Here is a 19863-nt window from a genome sequence, read left to right on the forward strand (position 1 = left end):
TGGGGGCGCAGCGGGTGAGTGGCCGGCTCGTCCGGGGCCACCTCGGCGAGTGTGCCGACTACGGGCGCCACCAGGTGTCCAGGGGTGTGACCGGGACGGTCCGCTTGTGGCGGGTGTTCAGATAGATGGCTTCGACCTTGCCGGCGACTTCCGCGGTGACCTCGTTGCCCTCGAGGTAGTCGTCGATCTCGCTGTAGAGCAGGCCGAGTGCCTCTTCGTCGGGCAGCGCGGGACGGTCGTCCTCCAGGTCGGCGGTGGGTACCTTGGACCAGATGCTGGGTGGCGCACCCAGTTCTTGCAGCAGCGCCGCGCCCTGGCGTTTGGTGAGGCCGGTGAGCGGGGTCAGGTCGACGCCGCCGTCGCCGTACTTGGTGAAGAAGCCGGTGACCGCCTCCGCCGCGTGGTCGGTGCCGACCACCAGCAGATTTTCCTGCGCGGCCAAGGCGTACTGGACCACCATGCGTTCGCGCGCCTTGATGTTGCCGCGGACGAAGTCGCGCAGCTCGGGCACACCCAGCGCGGCGGCCGCCTCGGCGGCCGCCGCGTTCGCGCTGGGACGGACGTTCACCGCGACCTGGCGGTCCGGCTGGATGAAGCTCAGCGCGATCCGCGCGTCGGCTTCGTCGGCCTGCACCCCGTAGGGCAGCCGGACGGCGAGAAACGTCGCGTCCGCGCCCTCGGCGCGCAGCTCTTCGGCTGCGAGTTGGCAGAGCCGGCCGGTGAGGGCGCTGTCCTGCCCACCGCTGACACCGAGGACGAAACCCCGTGCGGGAGTGGCGTTCAGATAATCCTTGAGGAAATCGATCCGGCGCCGGACTTCGGCCTTCGGTTCGATCGTGGGCTGGACGCCCAATTCGCTGATGATCTGTTCGCGCACATTCCGCATGGCGCCCGAGTCTACTGGCGGCTCAACGGGTGACAACGTGGCGGATCAGGCGCTCCCAGTTGTCGCCGATCTGTGCGCGGGTGTAGCCCTGGACGTGCATCTGGTGCAGCACGAGTGCCGCCGCGAGTGTCCCCAGGAGCGCGTCGGCGAGCAGCGGGATCTCCCCGGCGGCCTCGGCCTGCCGCAGTAGCATCGTGACGTGGGCTCGCAGCAGTCCGTAGGGTGGGCTGGAATACCATTCTGCGGCCCCGCCGATTTCGGCAGCGCGGTGCAGATCACCCTCCAGTTCGATGTCCTGCAGCCGGGCCCGCCCGAATGCGACGAGCCGATCCGCTGGAGCAGCGCCGGGGCCGAGCGGCGGCGGCCCGGAGATGAAGGCCTCCTGGAACTTCCGCTCGGAGTGATCCAGCAGCGCGAGCATCAGGCCCGACCGGTTGCCGAACCGGCGGAACACCGTGCCCTTGCCGACCCCGGCGCGCTTGGCCAGCATGTCCATCGTGAGGCTGTCGACCCCTTGTTCACGCAGCAGCTCGTGGGCCGCGTCCAGCAGGAGCTGCCGGTTGCGCGCCGCGTCGGCACGTTCGGCAGGCTCTGATATGCCGGGCAGGGGCGTGCCGACCCGCAGCAGGCCCCGGCCCGGCAGGGGCGCGTCCGGTGTGGGATAGTTCACAGCACTCACGCACACTCCGCGGGAAGTAATCGGACCGCAGTCCGGTTGACCTGGGTGATACTACAGGCACCCACACTCAGTACATCAGGAGTTGTCATGAGCCAGACCCGCATCCTCGCACTTGTCGGCAGCCTCCGCGCCGCCTCGATCAACCGTCAGATCGCCGAGGCCGCCGTGCAGGCCGCCCCGGAGGGTGCCGAGGTCGTCCTGTTCGACGGACTCGCCGACATCCCGTTCTACAACGAGGACATCGACGGTCCCGATTCCGTACCCGCCGCCGCCCAAGCGCTGCGGGACGCGGTCGCCGCGGCGGACGGTCTGCTGCTCGTGACGCCGGAATACAACGGCACGGTGTCGGCGCTGTTGAAGAACGTGATCGACTGGGCTTCCCGCCCGTACGGCGCCGGGTCCATCAAGGACAAGCCCGCCGCCGTGGTCAGCGCGTCGGTCAGCCCCAACGGGGGGCAGTGGGCGAACGGGGACACGGCCAAGTCGCTGGGCGTGGCCGGCGCGAAGGTTGTCGAGGCCGCGCACCTGCAGTTCGGCGTCATCGGCGAGCGCTTCGGCTCCTCGCATCCGCGCGACGACGCGGAGGCGCTGACCCAGCTGGCGGCTACGGTGCGCACGCTGGCCGAGGCTGCGCGCGGCGAGCTGGCGGCCGTGTAAGCTCCACTTCCGGTCTTCGGCGAGGGCCGTCGTTACTGCGGTAGCGACGGCCCTCGCCGCTTTTCTGGAGTTTGCTATTGATTAGCCATCTTCTTTGAAATGTGATCTGCATCACTCTTACGCTCGGGCCGGAATCGAGCATCCAGGTACTTCTCGCCGTGGAATTTCATCACTGTGACTCGCTACATGTCGTGTTGTATGAATGTGTCGGCCACTAGGTGTAGTGTCTCCGGTACTGGAAGACGGTACGAGACCTCGCTTCGCCCGAGTGGTTCGATCAGGGGCTCGGCGTCCGGATCCAGGAGTTTGCGCACTATGTCGGATCGTGCACTGCATACGGATCACAGGCTGTGGATCAGGCACAAGGAGAGAGGGACATCAATGACCGTCACCGTGTACACCAAGCCCGCTTGCGTCCAGTGCAACGCCACCTACAAGGCCCTCGACAAGGCCGGCGTGGACTACGAGGTCATCGATATCTCGGAGAACGACGAGGCGCGTGACTATGTCATGGCCCTCGGATATCTGCAGGCGCCGGTCGTGGTGGCCGGGGATGATCACTGGTCGGGTTTCCGGCCCGACCGCATCAAGTCGCTCGCGACCGTGGCGGCCTGAGCGCGTCCACCGTTTCCGGTTCATCCGAGGGGCGCAGCCGGGCACTGGCGGAGAGGAGGAAGTCGACCATGTCGGAGACGACGGCGCTGGTCTACTTCTCCAGCGCCTCGGAGAACACACATCGTTTCGTCGAGAAGCTGGGCCTCCCGGCGACTCGCATTCCACTGCACACCGCCGACGCGCTGCGCGTAGACGAACCGTACGTGCTGATCGTCCCCACCTACGGGGGCGGTCGGCACGTCCTGGGGGGCAACCGTCCCGAGAAGGATTTCGTACCGCGGCAGGTCGCCAAGTTCCTGAACGATCCGCACAACCGGTCGCTGCTGCGCGGCGTCATCGCGGCGGGCAACACGAACTTCGGCGAGACCTATTGCTATGCGGGCGAGCTGATCTCGCGGAAATGCGGGGTGCCGTACCTGTATCGCTTCGAACTCATGGGAACCGCTGAGGACGTCGAGCGCGTCCGAGAGGGATTGGGATTGTTTTGGCAACAGCAACGACTGCACCGACCGGAAAAACAGCTCGCTTAGAGCAGCCCCCGGTCCGCGGCGCCGAAGCGGGCGAGGTCCTGGACTACCACGCCCTCAACGCGATGCTGAACCTGTACGGCCCGGACGGCACGATCCAGTTCGACAAGGACCGCGAGGCCGCGCACCAGTACTTCCTGCAGCACGTCAATCAGAACACGGTTTTCTTCCACAACCTGGACGAGAAGCTGGACTACTTGATCGAGGAGAACTACTACGAGGCAGAGGTTCTCGAGCAGTACAGCCGCGGGTTCATCAAGAAACTGTTCAAGCAGGCGTACGCCAAGAAGTTCCGGTTCCCCACCTTCCTCGGCGCGTTCAAGTACTACACCTCCTACACGCTGAAGACTTTCGACGGCAAGCGCTACTTGGAGCGGTTCGAGGACCGGGTCTGCATGGTCGCGCTCGCCCTCGCCGCCGGTGACGAGGTGCTGGCCGCCCAGTTGGTGGACGAGATCATCGACGGGCGTTTCCAGCCGGCCACGCCGACCTTCCTCAACTCCGGGAAGAAGCAGCGCGGCGAGCCGGTGTCCTGCTTCCCGGCGGGTACGCCGGTGGACACGATCGACGGTCCCCGCGCCATCGAGACGCTGCAGCCAGGTGACCGGGTCTTGTCCCACGACGGTTCCTATCATGCGGTCGAAGCGCTGATCGAGAATCCCAACGATCAAGCGCTGGTCGAGATTTCGCACTTCGGCCACAAGGAACCGATCCGATGCACCCCTGAGCATCCGATCCTGGTGTGGACCACCCGTGAGGTCGACACGCTCATCGACGCGGACGGCGCCGACCCGTTCAACGGTTTCGTGTGGCTGGCCGCGCGGGACGTGCACCCGACCGACTTCATCGTGACCACCGCGCCATTGGACGAGCGGGACCGGCGCGGGTTCGACCTCATGGATCACACCGGCGAAGGTGTGTACGAAGAGGTCGACGGGCTGATCCGGAAGGTGAACACCGACGCGAAGCATCGCCACAACCAGCGTTTCGTCGCGGTCAACCGCTTTGTCGAGGAGTCCTACGAACTCGGTCTGATTCTCGGGTGGTATGTGGCCGAAGGCCACGTGTCCAAGCGGTCGACCGACGTGAGCGTGCCCAACGGCGTACATTTCACCCTCGGCGCGGGCGACGTCGAATACCACGTCGAACTCGGCATGGCATTCAAGCAGGTGTTCGGGGTCGACCTGTCTTTGCACACCAACCACTTCGATCACTCCACGCGGATGGTGTGCAACAGTAAGGTCGTCGCATCACTGCTGTTGTCGTTGGCCGGGACCGGTTATGGCACCAAACAATTGAGCGGTGAGGTGCTCACCGCCGACGAGGACTTCCAACGCGGCCTGCTGGCTGGGCTGTTCCGCGGCGATGGTTGCAGCACCTCGGGCGGCATGATGCTCGATCTGGTCGACCCCGGGCTCATCGACCAGGTGCAGCTGATCCTGCGCCGCCTCGGCATCGTGTCGGTCGTCCGTAGCTACGTCAACCAGGCAGGCAATGTGACCGGCCAGGTGTTCGTGCCCGGCCTGCCGGGAAACAACGAGGACTTCATCTTCGACATCGGCAAGAACCTGTACAACTACGTCGGGCGCAAGGGTGCGAAGCGCACGACGTACCAGGTCGTGCACGGCCGCCAGGTATACGGTGTGCGCGCCGTCGAGCACACCACCGAGGTTCCGGAGAAGGTGTACAACCTCCACGTCGAGGAAACCCACACCTACTCGATCCGCGGTACGGTCGTCCACAATTGCTTCCTGCTGCGCATCGAGGACAACATGGAGTCCATCGGGCGCTCGATCAACTCCGCCCTGCAGCTGTCCAAGCGCGGTGGCGGTGTCGCGTTGCTGCTGAGCAACATTCGTGAGCATGGCGCGCCGATCAAGAAGATCGAGAACCAGAGCTCGGGCGTCATCCCGATCATGAAGCTGCTGGAGGACTCGTTCTCCTACGCCAACCAGCTCGGCGCGCGTCAGGGCGCGGGTGCGGTCTACCTGCACGCGCACCATCCCGATATCTATCGGTTCCTGGACACCAAGCGGGAGAACGCGGACGAGAAGATCCGCATCAAGACCCTCTCGCTGGGCGTGGTCATCCCGGACATCACTTTCGAGCTGGCCAAGAAGAACGAGGACATGTACCTGTTCTCGCCGTACGACGTGGAACGCATCTACGGCAAGCCGTTCGCCGATATCGACGTGACCGAGAAGTACTACGAAATGGTCGACGACAAGCGCATCCGCAAGTCGAAGATCAAGGCGCGCGAGTTCTTCCAGACCATCGCCGAGCTGCAGTTCGAGTCGGGCTACCCGTACATCATGTTCGAGGACACGGTGAACCGGGCCAACCCGATCGCGGGCAAGATCACCCATTCCAACCTGTGCTCGGAGATCCTGCAGGTGTCCACGCCGTCGGAGTTCAACGACGACCTGTCCTACGCGAGGGTGGGCAAGGACATCTCCTGTAATCTCGGCTCGCTGAACATCGCCAAGACGATGGACTCACCGGACCTCGCCCAGACCATCGAGGTGGCCATTCGGGCGCTGACCGCGGTGTCGGATCAGACCCACATCTACTCGGTGCCGTCCATCGAGCAGGGCAACAACAGCTCGCACGCCATCGGCCTCGGCCAGATGAACCTGCACGGGTACCTGGCACGCGAGCGGATCCATTACGGATCCGACGAAGGCATCGACTTCACCGACATCTACTTCTACACCGTGGTCTATCACGCGATCCGGGCGTCGAACCGGATCGCGATCGAGCGGGGCAGCTACTTCGGTGGGTTCCCGGAGTCGAAGTACGCCAGCGGTGAGTACTTCGACAAGTACACCGATCAGGTGTGGGAGCCGAAGACGGATCGGGTGCGGCAGCTGTTCGCCGACGCGGGCGTGCGCATCCCGACCCAGGACGACTGGCGTGAGCTGAAGACCTCGGTCATGGCGCACGGCATCTACAACCAGAACCTGCAAGCGGTGCCGCCGACCGGCTCGATCTCCTACATCAATCACTCCACCAGCTCCATCCACCCGGTGGCGTCGAAGATCGAGATCCGCAAGGAAGGCAAGATCGGGCGCGTCTACTACCCGGCGCCCTACATGACCAACGACAACCTCGAGTACTACCAGGACGCCTACGAGATCGGCTACGAGAAGATCATCGACACCTACGCCGCGGCCACCCAGCACGTGGACCAGGGTTTGTCGCTGACGCTGTTCTTCAAGGATTCCGCCACCACCCGCGACCTCAACCGGGCCCAGATCTACGCCTGGCGCAAGGGCATCAAGACCCTCTACTACATCCGCCTGCGCCAAATGGCTTTGGAGGGAACCGAAGTCGAGGGTTGCGTGTCCTGCATGCTGTAGTGCCGCTCTCGAAGGGGGTGGCTTCCCGCTATGTGGGAGGCCACCGTCTTCGCGCTGGAAGTCGGTGGCCTCTGCGGATGGCGTCGATGGTCGCGCCCACCACCCGGGTGGCGGCCTCGGTCAACGCACTTTCACTGGTGGAGTACGCGGTCGGTTGACACCTCGGGGCGTTTCACCGCGACCACGGTCAGTAGGTCGTCCAATCCTCGGAAATCATCCGGATTCGTTGTGAACAGCGGCAGCTCTTCGGCGATGGCTACCGCGGCGATCATCAGATCGGCGACTCGGCGGCGCGGTTTGCGTCCGACGCTGACGACGCCGGCGCAGACTCTGCCGTAGATGCGCGCGGCTTCCGCGCCGAAGGGAATCGGGTCGAACTCGTTCTCGGCGCGCTGGAGTACATCCAGGCGGCGGGCGCGCTCGATGTGCTCGTCATAAGAGTCTTGTTCGTCATTGCGACGCACCTCATGCGGTCCGGCCGACAGTTCCGCCAGGGTGATCGCGCTGATCGCCATCGCTTCGGGCAGTTTCTCCGGATCGATCCATCGGCGCAGGATCATTATGTTGGTGTCGAGCAGCCCCTGCTCCCACTCAGTGGGCATACGGATCGTCCGCCTCCTGAATGCCCGTGGCAGCCTGGTCTGCTCGGAAGGCGTCGATCGAGATGTCCGGCGCGCTGCGCGACATAGCCGCGAACTCGGCACGGGAAACGAAGCGCCGGCGTCGGCGCAGCGGAATCAGTTCACCGATGTGATGTCCGTCTCGGGTGACGGTGAAGGCCTGACCCTGCTGGACGGCATCCATGATCTCCTTCGACCGATTGCGCAGGTCGCGCTGGGTGATCTCAGGCTGTGCACTCATGAACGCATCGTATCAGCGGGGTGCTATCTGGTGCTACAAAGTGCCACAGCTGATCCAAACGGGCGGACGACGTGGGCCCGATCGCGGTGGTGGAGCAAACCGTTAAGCGGGCGGCGTCCGGCAGGAGGCCACCCGCTTCAGTGGGGTGATTCCGCTTACCGCGTCGACAGGGCGGGGATCACTTCGCGTTCGAACAGTTCGATGCCGGAGGTGTCGTAGGCGGACTCCGGGAAGTTCAGGATGGCGTAGCCCAGGCCCAGGTCGCGGACTCGGGTGAGGTTTTCGATGATCTGCTCGGGCGTGCCGACGGTGGCGGTGCCGCGGTAGAGGTCATCGATGTGGGACTTGGCCTGGTCGGCGCCGATGAAGGGGGTCAGGCGGGCGGCCAGGGTCGCGAGGCGCTCTTCGGCTTCGGCTTCGGTCGCGCCGATCGCGACGTTGAAGTTCGACGACCGCACGATCGCGTCGAAATCGGTGCCGACCTCGGCGCAGTGCGCCCGCAGGATCTCGGACTTGTGGGTGAACTCCTCGGGCTTGCCGCTGAAGTTGGTGTACTGCGCGTATTTTGCCGCGATGCGCAGCGTCTTCTTTTCGCCGCCGCCCGCGATCCAGAGCGGAATACCGCCCTCCTGCAACGGAAGCGGCCGCACCAGGGCACCGTCCACCTGGTAATGCTTGCCGTCGAGGGTGGCCGATCCGGTGGTCCAGGCCTGCCGGAAGATCTGCACGCCTTCGTCGAGCCGGCCCAGCCGTTCGCCGGCCGACGGGAAACCGTAGCCGTAGGCGCGCCACTCGTGTTCGTACCAGCCGCCGCCGATGCCCATCTCGACCCGGCCGCCCGAGACCAGGTCGACGGTCGCCGCGACTTTCGCCAGGTACGCGGGGTTGCGGTAGCTGATCGCGGTACACATCTGGCCGAGCCGGATGCGCGACGTCGACGCCGCGAACGCCGACATCAGCGTCCACGCCTCATGCGTGGCTTCCTCGGTGGGGATGGGGACGGTGTGGAAGTGGTCGTAGACCCACAACGATTCCCATGCTTCGCTCGCGTCGGCGCGCTGGGCGAGATCACGTATCACCCCCCACTGATCCGCGGGGTCGATGTCGACCAGATCGAGCCGCCAACCCTGTGGGATGAAAATGCCGAAGCGCACGATATCTCCTTCGCGTGTATGCCTTGTCGAGCCGTATTGCACAACCCGGCTCCCAATCCAACTGTTCCCAGCTTGCCCACTGGAGCATCGTTGGACTGTTCCCGGTTCCAACTCCGGCGTGTGGATGACAGCCGCGGGAAACGAGACCGGCCGAGCGCGTCACGTCCGCTCGGCCGGTCCCGGGTCCGCTTCCTACGCGCCGGTGAACTTCTCCCCGGCGATGGACTTCGACGGCTCGCCGTCGACACCCACCGGGATGTCACCCTCGAGTGTCGTGCGATACAGCACCCGGGTGACGTCGAGGTGGTTCAGGTCGCTCGGCGCCAGGTGCGCGGTCGCGCGATTGTCCCAGAACGCGAGGCTGCCCTTCGCCCAGCGGAACCGGACCGTGTAGGCCGGATTGGTCACCTCGTCGAACAGCAGCTTCAGTACCGCGTCGCTCTGGCTCGGGGACAGCCCGACGATCCGTGTGGTGAAGCCCGGATTGACGAACAGCGCCCGCTCCCCGGTCACCGGGTGCACCCGGACCACCGGATGCTCGGTCACCAACGGTGCGGCAGCGACCTTCTTCGCATAGTCGCTATCGGAGTCCCAGGCGGGCCGGTTGCCGCCGAATCGGTGCTCGGCGCGCAGTCCTTCGGCGAACCGCTTGAGCGACTCCGGCAGGTTTTCGTAGGCGGCCACGAGGTTCGTCCAGCCGGTGTCGCCGCCACGCTCCGGCGCGATCTCGGCGCGCAGGATCGAGGCCGCGGGCGGGTTGACCAGCGCGGAGACATCGGTGTGCCAGTAATTGTTGTAGCTGAATTTCCGGACGCCGAATCGCTTTTCATACAGGCGACTGTCGACCGCGAGGATCTCCGGGTGCTCGGTCGGCGCGTCGTCGTCGTAGGGGTGCGACGGGGTGACCGCGCCGAACCGCCGGGAGAAGGCGATCTGCTGCGCGTGATCGATGTGTTGATCGCGGAAGAACAGCACCTTGTAGGTGTGCAGCGCGTTGGTGATCGCTTCGACCTGCTGGGCGGTCAGTGGCTCGCGCAGATCGACGCCGGAGATGTCGGCGCCGATGTACCCGGCGACCGGGACGATCTGCACGGTGTCGGTGGTGGTGGGGTTTTCGTGTACGGCGGTCATCGCTGGAACTCGCTTCGGAATAGAGGATCAGATCGGTGCGGGGACCGAAGAAGTCGGTGGGATTCGGCCATGGCGACAAGAGCTGCGGTATAACCGCATGTAGTCGACGACGCGTCGCTTGGTGAGCGGCGTCATGGCGACCGCGTCCCGAGCGCGCGGACACCGAAACGTTCGGCCATGGTTACCCGTTCGCCGGGACGCGCCAGCGCGACAGACGGCGTTCGAGGGTGACCAGCAGCCCGTTGAACCCGAGACCGAGCAGCGAGATGGCCACGATTCCCGCGTACATGTTCGGGATCGCGAAGTTCTGCTGCGCGGCGGTGATCAGATAGCCGAGTCCGGCTTTCGCCCCGAACATCTCGGCGGCCAGCAGCACCAGGATCGAGCTTGCGGCCGCCATCCGCAGGCCGGTGAAGATGGCCGGCAGCGCCGCGGGCAGGACCACCTTCTGGAACAGCCGCAGCGGCGAGAACCCCAGCGATGCGGCCGATTTGATGAGCAGCGGGTCGACGGTGCGCACGCCGGTGATGGTGTTCAGCAGGATCGGGAAGAAGCTCGCGTACACCACGATCGCCACCTTCGAGGTCTCGCCGATGCCCAGCACCAGAATAAAGACCGGCAGCAAGGCCAGCGCCGCGGTGTTGCGGAACAGCTCCAGGATCGGGTTGAGGAAGTCCGCCACCGGCCGGTACCAGGCGATCGAGACACCCACCGGAACAGCGGCAGCCACCGCGATCGAGTATCCGACCAGCGAACGATTCAGGCTCGTGGAGAGGTGCGTCCACATTTCCCCGCTCGCCACGAGGTCGGCGAATGCCTGCGCCACCACCGAGAAGGGTGGCAGGAACACCTCGTCCACCAGTCCCAAGGTCGGTGCGAGCTGCCACAACAGCAGGAAAAGCGCGATCACGATCGTCGGTTTGAACAGCAGCCAGGCGAACCGGCCGACCGCGCGCACCGCCGTCGCGAGGAACGTTGGCGCGCTGAGCGCCGGGCGCACCGAGGCCGGACGGGACGGTTCGGCCGCGCTCTGCTGAATCGGGCGCTCGGTGAGCTGAACTGCACTAGACATGGGCCGCCCTCTCGGTGGTGGATTCGACATGGGCCGGGTGATCCGACAGTGATTCCCGTTCCAGGGTGGCCGCCCGCTCGACCTCGCTGTGCAGCAGCGTCCAGATCTCGTGGCGGTAGTCCCGGAAGCGTTCGGAGGAGCGGATGTCACCACCGGCGTCGCGATCGATCTCGACATCGACGATGGCTTTGATCCGGCCGGGCCGTGAGGTCAGTACAGCTACCCGCTGGCCGAGGTAGACCGCCTCGTCGATGCCGTGGGTGATGAACAGGACGGTTTTGCCGGTGGCCCGCCAGATACGTAACAGCTCGTCCTGCAAGGATTCTCGGGTCTGCGCGTCGAGCGCGGCGAACGGCTCGTCCATCAGCAGCACCTCCGGGTCGAACGCGAGGCTGCGCGCGATCGCGACGCGCTGCTTCATGCCGCCGGACAGTTCATGCGGATAGCGCTCGCCGAAACCGGAGAGCCCCACGAGCTCCAGGTAGTGCTCGGCGATCTCCCGCCGCGCCTTGCGGCGTAACCCCTTGGCCTCCAACCCGAACTCGATATTGGCCCGTGCCGTCCGCCAGGGCAGCAGCGCGTACTGCTGGAAGACGACGCCGCGGTCCAGGCCGGGCCCGGTGATCGGCTTGCCGTCCAGCAGGATCTCACCGGAGGTCGGCTTGCTCAGACCGCCGAGCAGGTCGAGCAGGGTCGACTTGCCCGAGCCACTCGGTCCGACCAGGACCAGGAACTCGCCCTCGCGCAGTTGCAGCGAGATGTCCTGGAGGGCGGTGAATTCCTCCTGGGAGTCGCGCACCGCGAATTGCTTGTTTACGCCGGTGAGGGACAGTTTCGGTGCCGTCGTGGTCATTTCGCCGCCACCGCCTCGCCGGTCGGCCCGCTCTGCGGCTGGTAGGTGCCGTTCGCGTACGGGTTGAACTTGTTGGTGAACAGATCCGTGGCTTTCAGCTTGCCGTTCGGCAGTTCGCCGTTGCGCACCAGCCAGTCGATCCAGATCTGGAGTTCCTTTTCCGCGACTACCGCGCCGGGCGCCGGGATTCCGGAACTCAGCCAGTACGGCACCAGGTTGGCGTTCTCGGCGCGGCCGCGCTTGGCGATGATGTCGTTGAAGCGTGCCCGCACCTGATCGCGGGGCGTCACCTGGAGCCAGCGGGTCGCTCGCGCGGTGCCCTGCACGAAGTCCTGCACCGCTTCGGGGTTCTTGGCGATGTAGTCGTCGCGGAAGACATAGGTGCCGTAGCTGGCTGTGCCGAAGATGGCCTTGTCGGTGTACAGGGCGCGAAGACCACCGCGTCCGAGGGCGGTGTCGCGCAGAACGCTGCCAAGGGCGCCGACGTCGACCTGCCCTTTACGTATCGCGTCCTCGGTGTTGACCGGAGGCACGACGATGAGCTGCACCTGCTTGATCTCCTCGTCGGAGAGGCCCTGCTGATGCAGCCACTCCCTGGTGATGAACTCGTGGTGCGCGCCGAGGGTGTTGACGGCGACCTTCTTGCCGATGAGATCGCGTGCCGAGGTGATGCCGGAGTCCTCACGCACGTAGTAGCCGGTGAACGATTGCTCGTCCGCGCCATAGGAACTGAGCACCGAGGTGACCTTCGCCCCGCCCGCGATCAGTTTCACCACAGCGCCGTTGAACGCACTGCCGAATTCGACCTGATTCGTCGCCGCGGCCTGGATATTGGCGGGGCCGCTGGTGGTATCACCTTCCCAATGCAAACTGATCTTCGAGAAGTAGCCGAGATCTTCGGCCAGCTCGAAGGCGCTGACCTGACCCGTGGTGCCTTGATAGCGGAGCACGGACTTGCCGTCGGCGGTCTTGGCGGGCGCGGATTGGCCGCAACCGGTCAGCACCGACAGGCCGGTGAACAGGGCGACGGTGGCGGCGAGCACGCGGGCGACGCGCCGAGGGGATAAGGGGTGGGCCATGTTGCGATCTTTCGAAGACGAGAAGGCGCCGTGCAGTTCGAGGACTCGGTGTGCGGCGGCGACACCACCGGACACGGTGGTGCGAAGGGCGGCGTCGGGATGGCGCGGCGACTCGGTGGAAACCGGGCCGCGTTACATCAGCGGCAACAGATCCCGTGCGGAATGCGCATGAGGTCGATCGCGCGACGGCGGATCAGTGCTGTGGCTGTCGACACTTCGAGACTCCGTGAGCTGTGTTGGGGCGTAGGCGAGGACCCATGAGCTACGACTCGAGGGCCCGCTTGGCACACACTGTCCCCTGTTCCCAGGCGTGGGAGCAACAGTTCTACGCCGGGTGCGTGAAACCTTGCGCTTCCGACGGAGATGAGTCATCGTCCGGCGACGGTGCGCGAAAACCGATTCGGTTATCGCGCTCACTATGAGGTGATCGTTGCCTCTATGAGGTGATCGTTGCCTCTATGAGGTGATCGTTGCCTCCGTAGCGATGTAAGCTGCGCAAGGACGTTTTCGACGCCCACGGATGTTGATTCGAATGGTGCGGATACCCGAGTCCGCGGCGACGACGAGAAGGAGGTGGGGTTGCGATGCGCAGCGAACCTCCCAGTCGAATGCCGCGCGGCGCCGCCCCTTCGCATGCCTAGCTGATCTGCGACGGCAGGGGGCCGCGCCCGCGGTGTGCATTTCGCGCTCCCTGTTCACTCCCGCATGTGCTGAGGTCCTCCCATGTCGCAGACCGACATCATCGAAGTACGTCCGACGACACTGTCCGAATCCCTGCAGGATGCCGTCGAAACCCGTTCTGTGGACGCCGCGCTCGACTGGCTCGGCAACCACCCGCCGCACGTCATCGCCGACCAGCTCGCCCGCATGGACGCGGTGCGGGCCGGAATGGCGTTCCGCCTGCTCGACAAAGATCTGGCCTTGGCCGTCTTCGAGGAGCTCGAGCCGGTGGATCAGCAGCAGATTCTGCAGGGTCTGCGTGATCAGAGTTTCCGTGAGCTGGTCGAGGGCATGGCACCCGACGACCGGGCCCGCATGCTGCGCGAAGCGCCGGCCAAGGTCGCCAAGAAGGTACTGGCCGGGCTGAGCGCACGCGAGCGCCGGATGACCGCGAGCCTGCTCGGCTACCCCGAGGGGTCCGCGGGGCAGTACATGACCCCCGAGGTGGTGGCGCTTCCGCGCGATCTGACCGTCGCGGAGGCGCTGAGCATGGTGCGGGCCAAGGGCGGCAACGCCGAGACGGTATACACGTTGCCCGTCGTCGACGCGGGCAGGCGCTTGACCGGCATCGTCGAACTGCGGGAGCTGGTACTCAGCGAGCCGGGCACGATGGTGTCGGAGCTGGTCGTCACCGAACCCGCCTTCGCGCGCGCGACCGATTCCGCGGAGAAGGCCGCCCGGTTGATGCGCGAGACCAACGACATCAACCTCCCGGTCGTGGACAGCGAGGACCGGCTCGTCGGGCTACTCACGATCGATGACGCGGTCGAGGTGATCGAAGCCGCCGACAGCGAGGATGTCGCACGTCAAGCGGGTTCCGCGCCGTGGGAGGGCCACTACATGGCCGCCCGGGTGTTCCAGCTGGCCCGCTATCGCGCGCTGTGGCTGCTGCTGTTGCTGTTCGCGGCGACCCTGACCGTGAGCGTCACCGACTTCTTCGAGAGCACCTTGCAGCAGGCCGCGCACCTGGCGCTGTTCATCCCGTTGCTGATCGGTGCGGGCGGCAACGCGGGCGCGCAGGCCGCCACCGCCTGCGTGCGGGCGCTGGCGGTCGGCGAGGTCCGGGTGTCGGACCTGTTCCGGGTGATCTGGCGGGAATGCCGGGTCGGCCTGGTATTGGGTTGTCTGCTGGCCGCCGTCGGCGTGGGGATCGGCACCGTGTTCGTCGGCACCCGCATCGCCTCGGTCGTCGGCATCACGCTGGTGCTGATCTGCGGCTGGGCCGCCACCATCGGGGGCGCCATGCCGCTGCTGGCGAAGAAGCTGCGCATCGATCCCGCGGTTGTCTCGGCCCCGATGGTCACCACTCTGGTCGACGCCACCGGGCTGATCATCTACTTCACCACGGCCAAACTGGTTCTCGGCATCTGAGCGGACGGGCGCGCTCCCGATGTCCGATCGCTCGTCCGGGCGACGGCTGCGTCCGGTTCAGCAGCGACCGGCACAGCCGTCGACCGTAGTTGCCGCCGTGGGTTTTTAGGATTCAGCCTCGCGTGGAGTCCAGCACCCACTGCCGGTAGCCGGGGTGGCCGTTGGCTACGGGAACCGCGAGGACTTGGGGAGTTTCGTCGGGGTGCTCGGCGTCGGCCCGTTCGATGATCGCGGGCACCAGGCCGGCGCGCGTGTGCAAGATGACGAGCGCCTGCGCGTCGTCGTGAATCCGCCCTTCCCAGCGGTAGATCGACCGGATGGCCGGAATGATGTTGCCGCACGCCGCCAGTTCGTCAGCGATGAGCCTGCGCGTGAATTCGGCCAACCACACCGGGTCATCGGCGGTGATGGAGACATCTACGATTTCGTCTTCGGCCATGTCGTCACGTTTCCCTGGGTCTGAATCAGTTCGGCCATCAAGTGTTCGACCTGGTCACGGTCGCGCGACTCGATCACCCCGCTTGGCTGGCATTCGTCATTCCCCCACTGGTTCGGGAACCGGACCGAAATCGTCGTCGATCGGTTCGGAAAGTTGTTGGGCAAGAATAGGATCGGCGTAGATCGCCGCTGTGCTGCGCCATTCCTGGATGGTCTGCGCTAGGACCGACCAGCGGCCGAGCTCCGCGGAGGCTGTGAAGGCTCGGATGAAGTCCGTGACGAAGCGTGCTCGAGCGCTTAGCGGCAACACATCCACCCAGGGAAACTCATCCAGCAGGGATTCCGCAGCGACATCGGGGGGAAGATGGACAAAGATATTGCGCAGGGCGCGGGCTGCGGCGACGGATCCTTCGGACATTGCCTGCGCGTTGTCCTCGCGAACCAGAAGCAGCGGCGCGCCGTCGCGACGCCGTACCCGGACGGCGCCTTGATCCGCCAGCTTGGCGACCTCTTTGGGGTCGCGCTGTAGCTCGCTCCACTGCACTTCGGTAACCATGCCACTATTCTGAACTTTTTCAGAGTTCTTGCCAAGTCTTTAGACCTGCGGCGGGCGGCGGGTTGCTCCGTCGCCCGGCAGCGTGAGATCGAGGAAGTCTCAGAACTCCCAGTCTTCGTCCTCGGTGTTCACGGCTTTGCCGATGACATAGCTCGAGCCGGAACCGGAGAAGAAGTCGTGGTTTTCGTCGGCGTTGGGGGACAGGGCCGAGAGGATGGCCGGGTTCACCTCGGTTTCGTCCTTCGGGAACAGACCTTCGTAGCCGAGGTTCATCAGCGCCTTGTTCGCGTTGTAGCGCAGGAACTTCTTGACGTCCTCGGTGAGGCCCACCTCGTCGTAGAGGTCCTGGGTGTATTCGACCTCGTTGTCGTACAGCTCGAACAGCAGTTCGAATGTGTAGTTCTTCAGCTCGTCGCGCTCGGCCTGGGAGACCAGCTCCAAGCCCTTCTGGTACTTGTAGCCGATGTAGTAGCCGTGCACCGCTTCGTCTCGGATGATCAGCCGGATCACGTCGGCGGTGTTGGTGAGCTTGGCCCGCGACGACCAGTGCATCGGCAGGTAGAAACCGGAGTAGAACAGGAAGCTCTCCAGCAGCGTGGAGGCGACCTTGCGCCGGAGCGGATCGTCGCCGTTGTAGTACCCCAGCACGATCTCGGCCTTGCGCTGGAGGTTGCGGTTCTCCTCCGACCAGCGGAATGCCTCGTCGATCTCGCGGGTGGAACACAGCGTGGAGAAGATCGAGCTGTAGCTCTTGGCGTGCACCGACTCCATGAACGCGATGTTGGTCAGCACCGCCTCCTCGTGCGGGGTCAGCGCGTCGGGGATCAGGCTCACCGCGCCGACCGTGCCCTGGATGGTGTCCAGCAGGGTGAGCCCGGTAAAGACCCGCATGGTCAGCTGCTTCTCTTCGGCGGTCAGGGTGTTCCAGGACGGAATGTCGTTGGAGACCGGGACCTTCTCCGGCAGCCAGAAGTTGCCGGTCAGCCGGTCCCAGACCTCGGCATCCTTTTCGTCGGGCACCCGATTCCAGTTGATGGCCGACACCCGGTCAATCACCCTAGTTGTACGCGTCTCGTCCACTGTCATAGCTTGAGCCTAACCCCAGGTCGTTTCAGGTTCCTGGCGGATCGGGCGGCCACACCTCGCGGGTCAGCAAATCTGTCAAGCTCTAACCCGTCTGGACCTAGGAAGACTTACAGTGACGAAATTTCATTGAGGTGACTCGCAACATGTCGTGGTGTTCGAGTCTGTCACCCACTAGGGGTAGTGTCTGTCTCGGTGAACGACGCAGCCCTCAACCGGGGGAAGGTCTTCCGCCGATCGAGGGCTGACGTGGTGCATCTCCTACAATGCACACGCCACGTTACCCATGGTGGCTTCGGCTTGCCTCAGATAGGTGCCGAAGTGGTGGAAAGGTCATAGCGATCGTGCGCTAGAGAGGTTGTCGTCATGGCAACTCGTATCACTTCCACCAGTCGGTCCACCCGCACGGTCCGCGTGCCGGTGCGGATCAAGACCGGCAGTTCCACCCGGACGACCAGTGTTCCCGTGAAGGTCACGACTGTCACGAAGACCACGAAGTTCAAGTAGGCCGGGCCTCCTGGGGCCATGCCTGCATGGCCCAGGTTAGGGTCCGACACACTTTCGTTCGAGAGGTGGACCATGATAGTTACTGGAGCCTTCTTCGCCGAGCATGTCCGTGTTGCGGAAGGCAAACTAGATGTTCTTGGCGGGGTCTTTGACGGCCTCGTGGCGCCCCTGCGGCAGCCCGTGATGATCAATTTGGTGATGCTGCTTCAATGCGGGCCGGACGACGAGGGGCAGCCGACTCCTGTGAACGTCGTCGTCACGGACGAAGCTGGTCGGATTCGAGAGGTCGCAACCCCAACCGGCGAGATCGCAAGCGGTCTCAACTTCGAGCTTCCGGCGGACTTTTCGAACGGGGAGAACAGTTTCTATTGGCTTCCCATCCCGGTTGTCTTCGTAGGCGGCGGGCGGCACTCGTTCGTAGTGGAAGTGGGTGAGTCGGGAACGGTTGTGCCCCTGACTATTCGAGCGACAGCATAATCAATTCCTGAGAGGCTGGTCGTCGTGTCGCTCATTGACGACCAGCCGCTCGGGCGCGGTCTGCTATGTACTCGATCCAGTGTGATCGACTTTTTCGGCTGTTGCATCCGGCGCACGAGGGGGCAAGGTTCCCCAGGACGTGACCAGGGGAGCCGTCCCGACTCAACGGGTGCATATGCTCGATGTGATCGAACGCGCCACCGCAGTAGGCGCACCGGTCCGAGGCGATGCCTCGGCGCTCCCAGTCGGCTAAGAACCTGCTCGGTGGTGATGTCATCGGCCGGTAGGCCCGCCTTGCGGGCGCGCAGCTTGCCGTTCGAAAGTCGGTAATATAGTCACACCATAGGAGGGGTCTTTACGTTGTTTGACATTGTGATCTCAGCAGGTACATAAAGATGGAATTCGAGGGCGTTGATATTGCGCGCGTGGACGGTAATGTCCGACTTAAGCAGCAGCTGACGACGCTCGGGCCACTCGGACGCTACCCATACTTGACTGTAGGTCTTGCCCGTCGGCCGCCATTCGAAGGATGCGGGGCGCGATGGCGTCTTTTCTAGTCGGGTGATCTTTTCATCCAGGGTGGCAATCTGGCGCATTACCGGTTCGCGGGCGGCGGTGGAGTTGAGTCCGACGAGCATCCCGGACAGGTCTTCGATGGCGCTCTTGGCGGCGCTCAGTTCCATTCCATTATTGGTTGCCGGTATGTAGACCTTCTCTTTGACAGGCAGGTGCCCCCATTCGCTCAGAAAAGTCTCTTCGAGCAAGTTTTCTAGGACATCTGCTTTGATATGCGCCTTTGGGTGGTCGCCCCGACACCAGTAGTATCGGTACACGTGATCATTCTTGGTGTGCTGGCGGATGGAGTAGTTGTTTCCGCAATCCATACACTTCGCCACATCGAGCAGCCGCGACGGCTTGCGAGTTTGGGTGGCCTGGGGAAGACGCCGCGCGTCTAGTGCGGTCTGTAGTTGGTCCCAGGTCTCGATGCTCAGAATTGGGTCAGAGAGGTAGATCGGCTCCCCATCCTCGTCTCGGCAGGTCTGGTTATCTTTGGTGGCGTGGCCGAGTAGCAAACGCTTGGTGAGGATCTGCCATACCGTTACCGAGTCCCATCGCTTCGACTTGCCCTTAGAGGTCGGTACGGATTCCTCGGTGAGGGTGTGGGCCACTTCGGAGACAGACATCCCGCTCAGTACCAGAGAAACCATCTTCAAGATGGTCTTGGACTGCTCAGGATGTGGTCGGAGTTTCCATCCGACATCCGCTTTGTACTTCTCGAATCCGTACGGGATCGCGCCCCCAGCGAAGCGTCCGTCACGGAGAAGCTTCTCCCGGCTGGATTTCACTCGCTCTTGGATCGCTTCAAGTTCACCTTCCGCGACACCCGCGAGGACGTTCGCGACAAGTCGACCGACCCACGTCGACAAGTCGATGTTGTCGGAGATGCAGACCAACGTCTTTTTGTGGTCCATGCAGAACCCAAACAGCGCGTTAAGTGGGATGGCTCGACGGCCGAAGCGGTCGAGCTTCCACGCGACCAGAGCGTCATAATCGTCCACGCGCTCGACCGTGAGCCACGGTCCCAAACCCTTCGTCTCGAAGGGGGAGAGAGATCCCGATACCGAGATGTCCTCGGCCCATCCCACGAGAGTGTGACCGTGCATGTCACACCACTTGCGGATCATCTCTTGCTGACGCTCTACAGAGGTCGACTCCTCTGTTTGCTGGCTGATGCGGATTCTGCCGACCACCCGTAACCCTTGCTCCATGGTGTACAACTTATATGAGTAACGACGCCCGATCGATCAGTTTCATACTGCCTTCACGCCTTTCGTCCA

At 64.2% G+C, this 19863-nt stretch carries 20 protein-coding genes and 3 pseudogenes; 9 read left to right on the plus strand and 14 right to left on the minus strand.

Features of this window, described 5'->3' with window-relative positions; all coding sequences use genetic code 11:
• Window positions 1–58: 58 nt before the first annotated feature.
• Both nadE and ACT86A_RS01745 read right to left on the minus strand, forming a co-directional pair.
• Window positions 59–886 carry an NAD(+) synthase gene (nadE, locus tag ACT86A_RS01740; protein WP_445090170.1) on the minus strand — a complete coding sequence of 276 codons (828 nt, stop codon included), beginning with the start codon at window positions 884–886 and terminating at the stop codon, window positions 59–61.
• Window positions 887–908: 22 nt separating this feature from the next.
• Window positions 909–1556 carry a TetR/AcrR family transcriptional regulator gene (locus ACT86A_RS01745; protein ID WP_445090319.1) on the minus strand — a complete coding sequence of 216 codons (648 nt, stop codon included), beginning with the start codon at window positions 1554–1556 and terminating at the stop codon, window positions 909–911.
• A 96-nt stretch (window positions 1557–1652) separates the two neighbouring features.
• Here ACT86A_RS01745 and ACT86A_RS01750 point away from each other — a divergent pair, with 96 nt between their 5' ends.
• The 6 genes and pseudogenes from ACT86A_RS01750 to nrdE all read left to right on the plus strand — a co-directional run.
• On the plus strand, window positions 1653–2222 hold the full coding sequence (locus ACT86A_RS01750; protein ID WP_445090171.1) for an NAD(P)H-dependent oxidoreductase: 570 nt from the start codon (window positions 1653–1655) through the stop codon (window positions 2220–2222).
• Between the two features lie 381 nt (window positions 2223–2603).
• On the plus strand, window positions 2604–2837 hold the full coding sequence (locus tag ACT86A_RS01755) for a redoxin NrdH (RefSeq protein ID WP_039799742.1): 234 nt from the start codon (window positions 2604–2606) through the stop codon (window positions 2835–2837).
• A 68-nt stretch (window positions 2838–2905) separates the two neighbouring features.
• Window positions 2906–3367, plus strand: a complete 462-nt coding sequence (gene nrdI, locus ACT86A_RS01760; protein ID WP_445090172.1) for a class Ib ribonucleoside-diphosphate reductase assembly flavoprotein NrdI — start codon at window positions 2906–2908, stop codon at window positions 3365–3367.
• A gap of 38 nt (window positions 3368–3405) precedes the next feature.
• Window positions 3406–3903, plus strand: a pseudogene (locus ACT86A_RS01765) (ribonucleotide reductase N-terminal alpha domain-containing protein); the annotation flags it as partial.
• Window positions 3892–4830 (plus strand): annotated as a pseudogene (locus tag ACT86A_RS01770) (LAGLIDADG family homing endonuclease); the annotation flags it as partial. The pseudogenes ACT86A_RS01765 and ACT86A_RS01770, both read left to right, overlap by 12 nt.
• Window positions 4831–5106: 276 nt before the next feature.
• Window positions 5107–6723 (plus strand): annotated as a pseudogene (nrdE, locus tag ACT86A_RS01775) (class 1b ribonucleoside-diphosphate reductase subunit alpha); the annotation flags it as partial.
• A 131-nt stretch (window positions 6724–6854) separates the two neighbouring features.
• Here nrdE and ACT86A_RS01780 read toward each other — a convergent pair.
• From ACT86A_RS01780 to ACT86A_RS01810, 7 genes are all read right to left on the minus strand, one after another.
• Window positions 6855–7325 carry a type II toxin-antitoxin system VapC family toxin gene (locus ACT86A_RS01780; protein WP_445090173.1) on the minus strand — a complete coding sequence of 157 codons (471 nt, stop codon included), beginning with the start codon at window positions 7323–7325 and terminating at the stop codon, window positions 6855–6857.
• Window positions 7315–7584: a type II toxin-antitoxin system Phd/YefM family antitoxin gene (locus ACT86A_RS01785; protein ID WP_445090174.1), complete on the minus strand. Its 270-nt coding sequence runs from the start codon at window positions 7582–7584 to the stop codon at window positions 7315–7317. Before ACT86A_RS01785 ends, ACT86A_RS01780 begins: the two co-directional genes overlap by 11 nt.
• Window positions 7585–7739: 155 nt before the next feature.
• Window positions 7740–8738, minus strand: a complete 999-nt coding sequence (locus tag ACT86A_RS01790; RefSeq protein ID WP_445090175.1) for an LLM class F420-dependent oxidoreductase — start codon at window positions 8736–8738, stop codon at window positions 7740–7742.
• 192 nt (window positions 8739–8930) lie between these two features.
• Entirely contained in the window at window positions 8931–9869 is a 939-nt protein-coding gene (locus ACT86A_RS01795; RefSeq protein ID WP_445090176.1) for a TauD/TfdA dioxygenase family protein, read from the minus strand.
• Window positions 9870–10050: 181 nt separating this feature from the next.
• Window positions 10051–10941, minus strand: coding sequence for an ABC transporter permease (locus ACT86A_RS01800; protein WP_445090177.1), 891 nt, complete (start codon window positions 10939–10941; stop codon window positions 10051–10053).
• On the minus strand, window positions 10934–11794 hold the full coding sequence (locus tag ACT86A_RS01805; protein ID WP_445090178.1) for an ABC transporter ATP-binding protein: 861 nt from the start codon (window positions 11792–11794) through the stop codon (window positions 10934–10936). Before ACT86A_RS01805 ends, ACT86A_RS01800 begins: the two co-directional genes overlap by 8 nt.
• Window positions 11791–12873, minus strand: a complete 1083-nt coding sequence (locus tag ACT86A_RS01810; protein WP_445090179.1) for an ABC transporter substrate-binding protein — start codon at window positions 12871–12873, stop codon at window positions 11791–11793. Before ACT86A_RS01810 ends, ACT86A_RS01805 begins: the two co-directional genes overlap by 4 nt.
• Before the next feature lie 723 nt (window positions 12874–13596).
• Here ACT86A_RS01810 and mgtE point away from each other — a divergent pair.
• Window positions 13597–14964, plus strand: a complete 1368-nt coding sequence (mgtE, locus tag ACT86A_RS01815) for a magnesium transporter (RefSeq protein WP_445090180.1) — start codon at window positions 13597–13599, stop codon at window positions 14962–14964.
• Window positions 14965–15076: 112 nt separating this feature from the next.
• Here mgtE and cutA read toward each other — a convergent pair whose 3' ends face one another.
• The 3 genes from cutA to nrdF all read right to left on the minus strand — a co-directional run bounded on the left by cutA (window position 15077) and on the right by nrdF (window position 17044).
• Window positions 15077–15403, minus strand: a complete 327-nt coding sequence (gene cutA, locus ACT86A_RS01820) for a divalent-cation tolerance protein CutA (RefSeq protein WP_445090181.1) — start codon at window positions 15401–15403, stop codon at window positions 15077–15079.
• Window positions 15404–15499: 96 nt separating this feature from the next.
• Complete coding sequence (locus ACT86A_RS01825) at window positions 15500–15958, minus strand: hypothetical protein (RefSeq protein WP_445090182.1); 459 nt, start codon at window positions 15956–15958, stop codon at window positions 15500–15502.
• Between the two features lie 99 nt (window positions 15959–16057).
• Window positions 16058–17044 (minus strand): class 1b ribonucleoside-diphosphate reductase subunit beta, encoded by a 987-nt coding sequence (gene nrdF / locus ACT86A_RS01830; protein ID WP_445090183.1) that lies wholly within the window; start codon window positions 17042–17044, stop codon window positions 16058–16060.
• 363 nt (window positions 17045–17407) lie between these two features.
• Between nrdF and ACT86A_RS01835 the strand changes: the two genes are divergently transcribed.
• Window positions 17408–17548 (plus strand): hypothetical protein, encoded by a 141-nt coding sequence (locus ACT86A_RS01835; protein WP_445090184.1) that lies wholly within the window; start codon window positions 17408–17410, stop codon window positions 17546–17548.
• Window positions 17549–17620: 72 nt separating this feature from the next.
• Window positions 17621–18025, plus strand: a complete 405-nt coding sequence (locus ACT86A_RS01840; protein ID WP_445090185.1) for a DUF6941 family protein — start codon at window positions 17621–17623, stop codon at window positions 18023–18025.
• A 31-nt stretch (window positions 18026–18056) separates the two neighbouring features.
• Here ACT86A_RS01840 and ACT86A_RS01845 read toward each other — a convergent pair whose 3' ends face one another.
• Entirely contained in the window at window positions 18057–18302 is a 246-nt protein-coding gene (locus ACT86A_RS01845) for an HNH endonuclease (protein ID WP_445090186.1), read from the minus strand.
• 58 nt (window positions 18303–18360) lie between these two features.
• Entirely contained in the window at window positions 18361–19776 is a 1416-nt protein-coding gene (locus tag ACT86A_RS01850; protein ID WP_445090187.1) for a recombinase family protein, read from the minus strand.
• Window positions 19777–19863: the final 87 nt, after the last annotated feature.

The organism is Nocardia glycosmidis, assembly GCF_052545115.1.

Coding starts and splice junctions, on each gene's coding strand:
- ACT86A_RS01810 (WP_445090179.1), bottom strand. CDS start 12,873: ATGGCCCACCCCTTATCCCCTCGGCGCGTCGCCCGCGTGCTCGCCGCC.
- ACT86A_RS01835 (WP_445090184.1), top strand. CDS start 17,408: ATGGCAACTCGTATCACTTCCACCAGTCGGTCCACCCGCACGGTCCGC.
- cutA (WP_445090181.1), bottom strand. CDS start 15,403: ATGGCCGAAGACGAAATCGTAGATGTCTCCATCACCGCCGATGACCCG.
- nrdF (WP_445090183.1), bottom strand. CDS start 17,044: ATGACAGTGGACGAGACGCGTACAACTAGGGTGATTGACCGGGTGTCG.
- mgtE (WP_445090180.1), top strand. CDS start 13,597: ATGTCGCAGACCGACATCATCGAAGTACGTCCGACGACACTGTCCGAA.
- ACT86A_RS01755 (WP_039799742.1), top strand. CDS start 2,604: ATGACCGTCACCGTGTACACCAAGCCCGCTTGCGTCCAGTGCAACGCC.
- ACT86A_RS01845 (WP_445090186.1), bottom strand. CDS start 18,302: ATGACATCACCACCGAGCAGGTTCTTAGCCGACTGGGAGCGCCGAGGC.
- ACT86A_RS01785 (WP_445090174.1), bottom strand. CDS start 7,584: ATGAGTGCACAGCCTGAGATCACCCAGCGCGACCTGCGCAATCGGTCG.
- ACT86A_RS01780 (WP_445090173.1), bottom strand. CDS start 7,325: ATGCCCACTGAGTGGGAGCAGGGGCTGCTCGACACCAACATAATGATC.
- ACT86A_RS01805 (WP_445090178.1), bottom strand. CDS start 11,794: ATGACCACGACGGCACCGAAACTGTCCCTCACCGGCGTAAACAAGCAA.
- ACT86A_RS01825 (WP_445090182.1), bottom strand. CDS start 15,958: ATGGTTACCGAAGTGCAGTGGAGCGAGCTACAGCGCGACCCCAAAGAG.
- ACT86A_RS01795 (WP_445090176.1), bottom strand. CDS start 9,869: ATGACCGCCGTACACGAAAACCCCACCACCACCGACACCGTGCAGATC.
- nadE (WP_445090170.1), bottom strand. CDS start 886: ATGCGGAATGTGCGCGAACAGATCATCAGCGAATTGGGCGTCCAGCCC.
- nrdI (WP_445090172.1), top strand. CDS start 2,906: ATGTCGGAGACGACGGCGCTGGTCTACTTCTCCAGCGCCTCGGAGAAC.
- ACT86A_RS01750 (WP_445090171.1), top strand. CDS start 1,653: ATGAGCCAGACCCGCATCCTCGCACTTGTCGGCAGCCTCCGCGCCGCC.
- ACT86A_RS01800 (WP_445090177.1), bottom strand. CDS start 10,941: ATGTCTAGTGCAGTTCAGCTCACCGAGCGCCCGATTCAGCAGAGCGCG.
- ACT86A_RS01840 (WP_445090185.1), top strand. CDS start 17,621: ATGATAGTTACTGGAGCCTTCTTCGCCGAGCATGTCCGTGTTGCGGAA.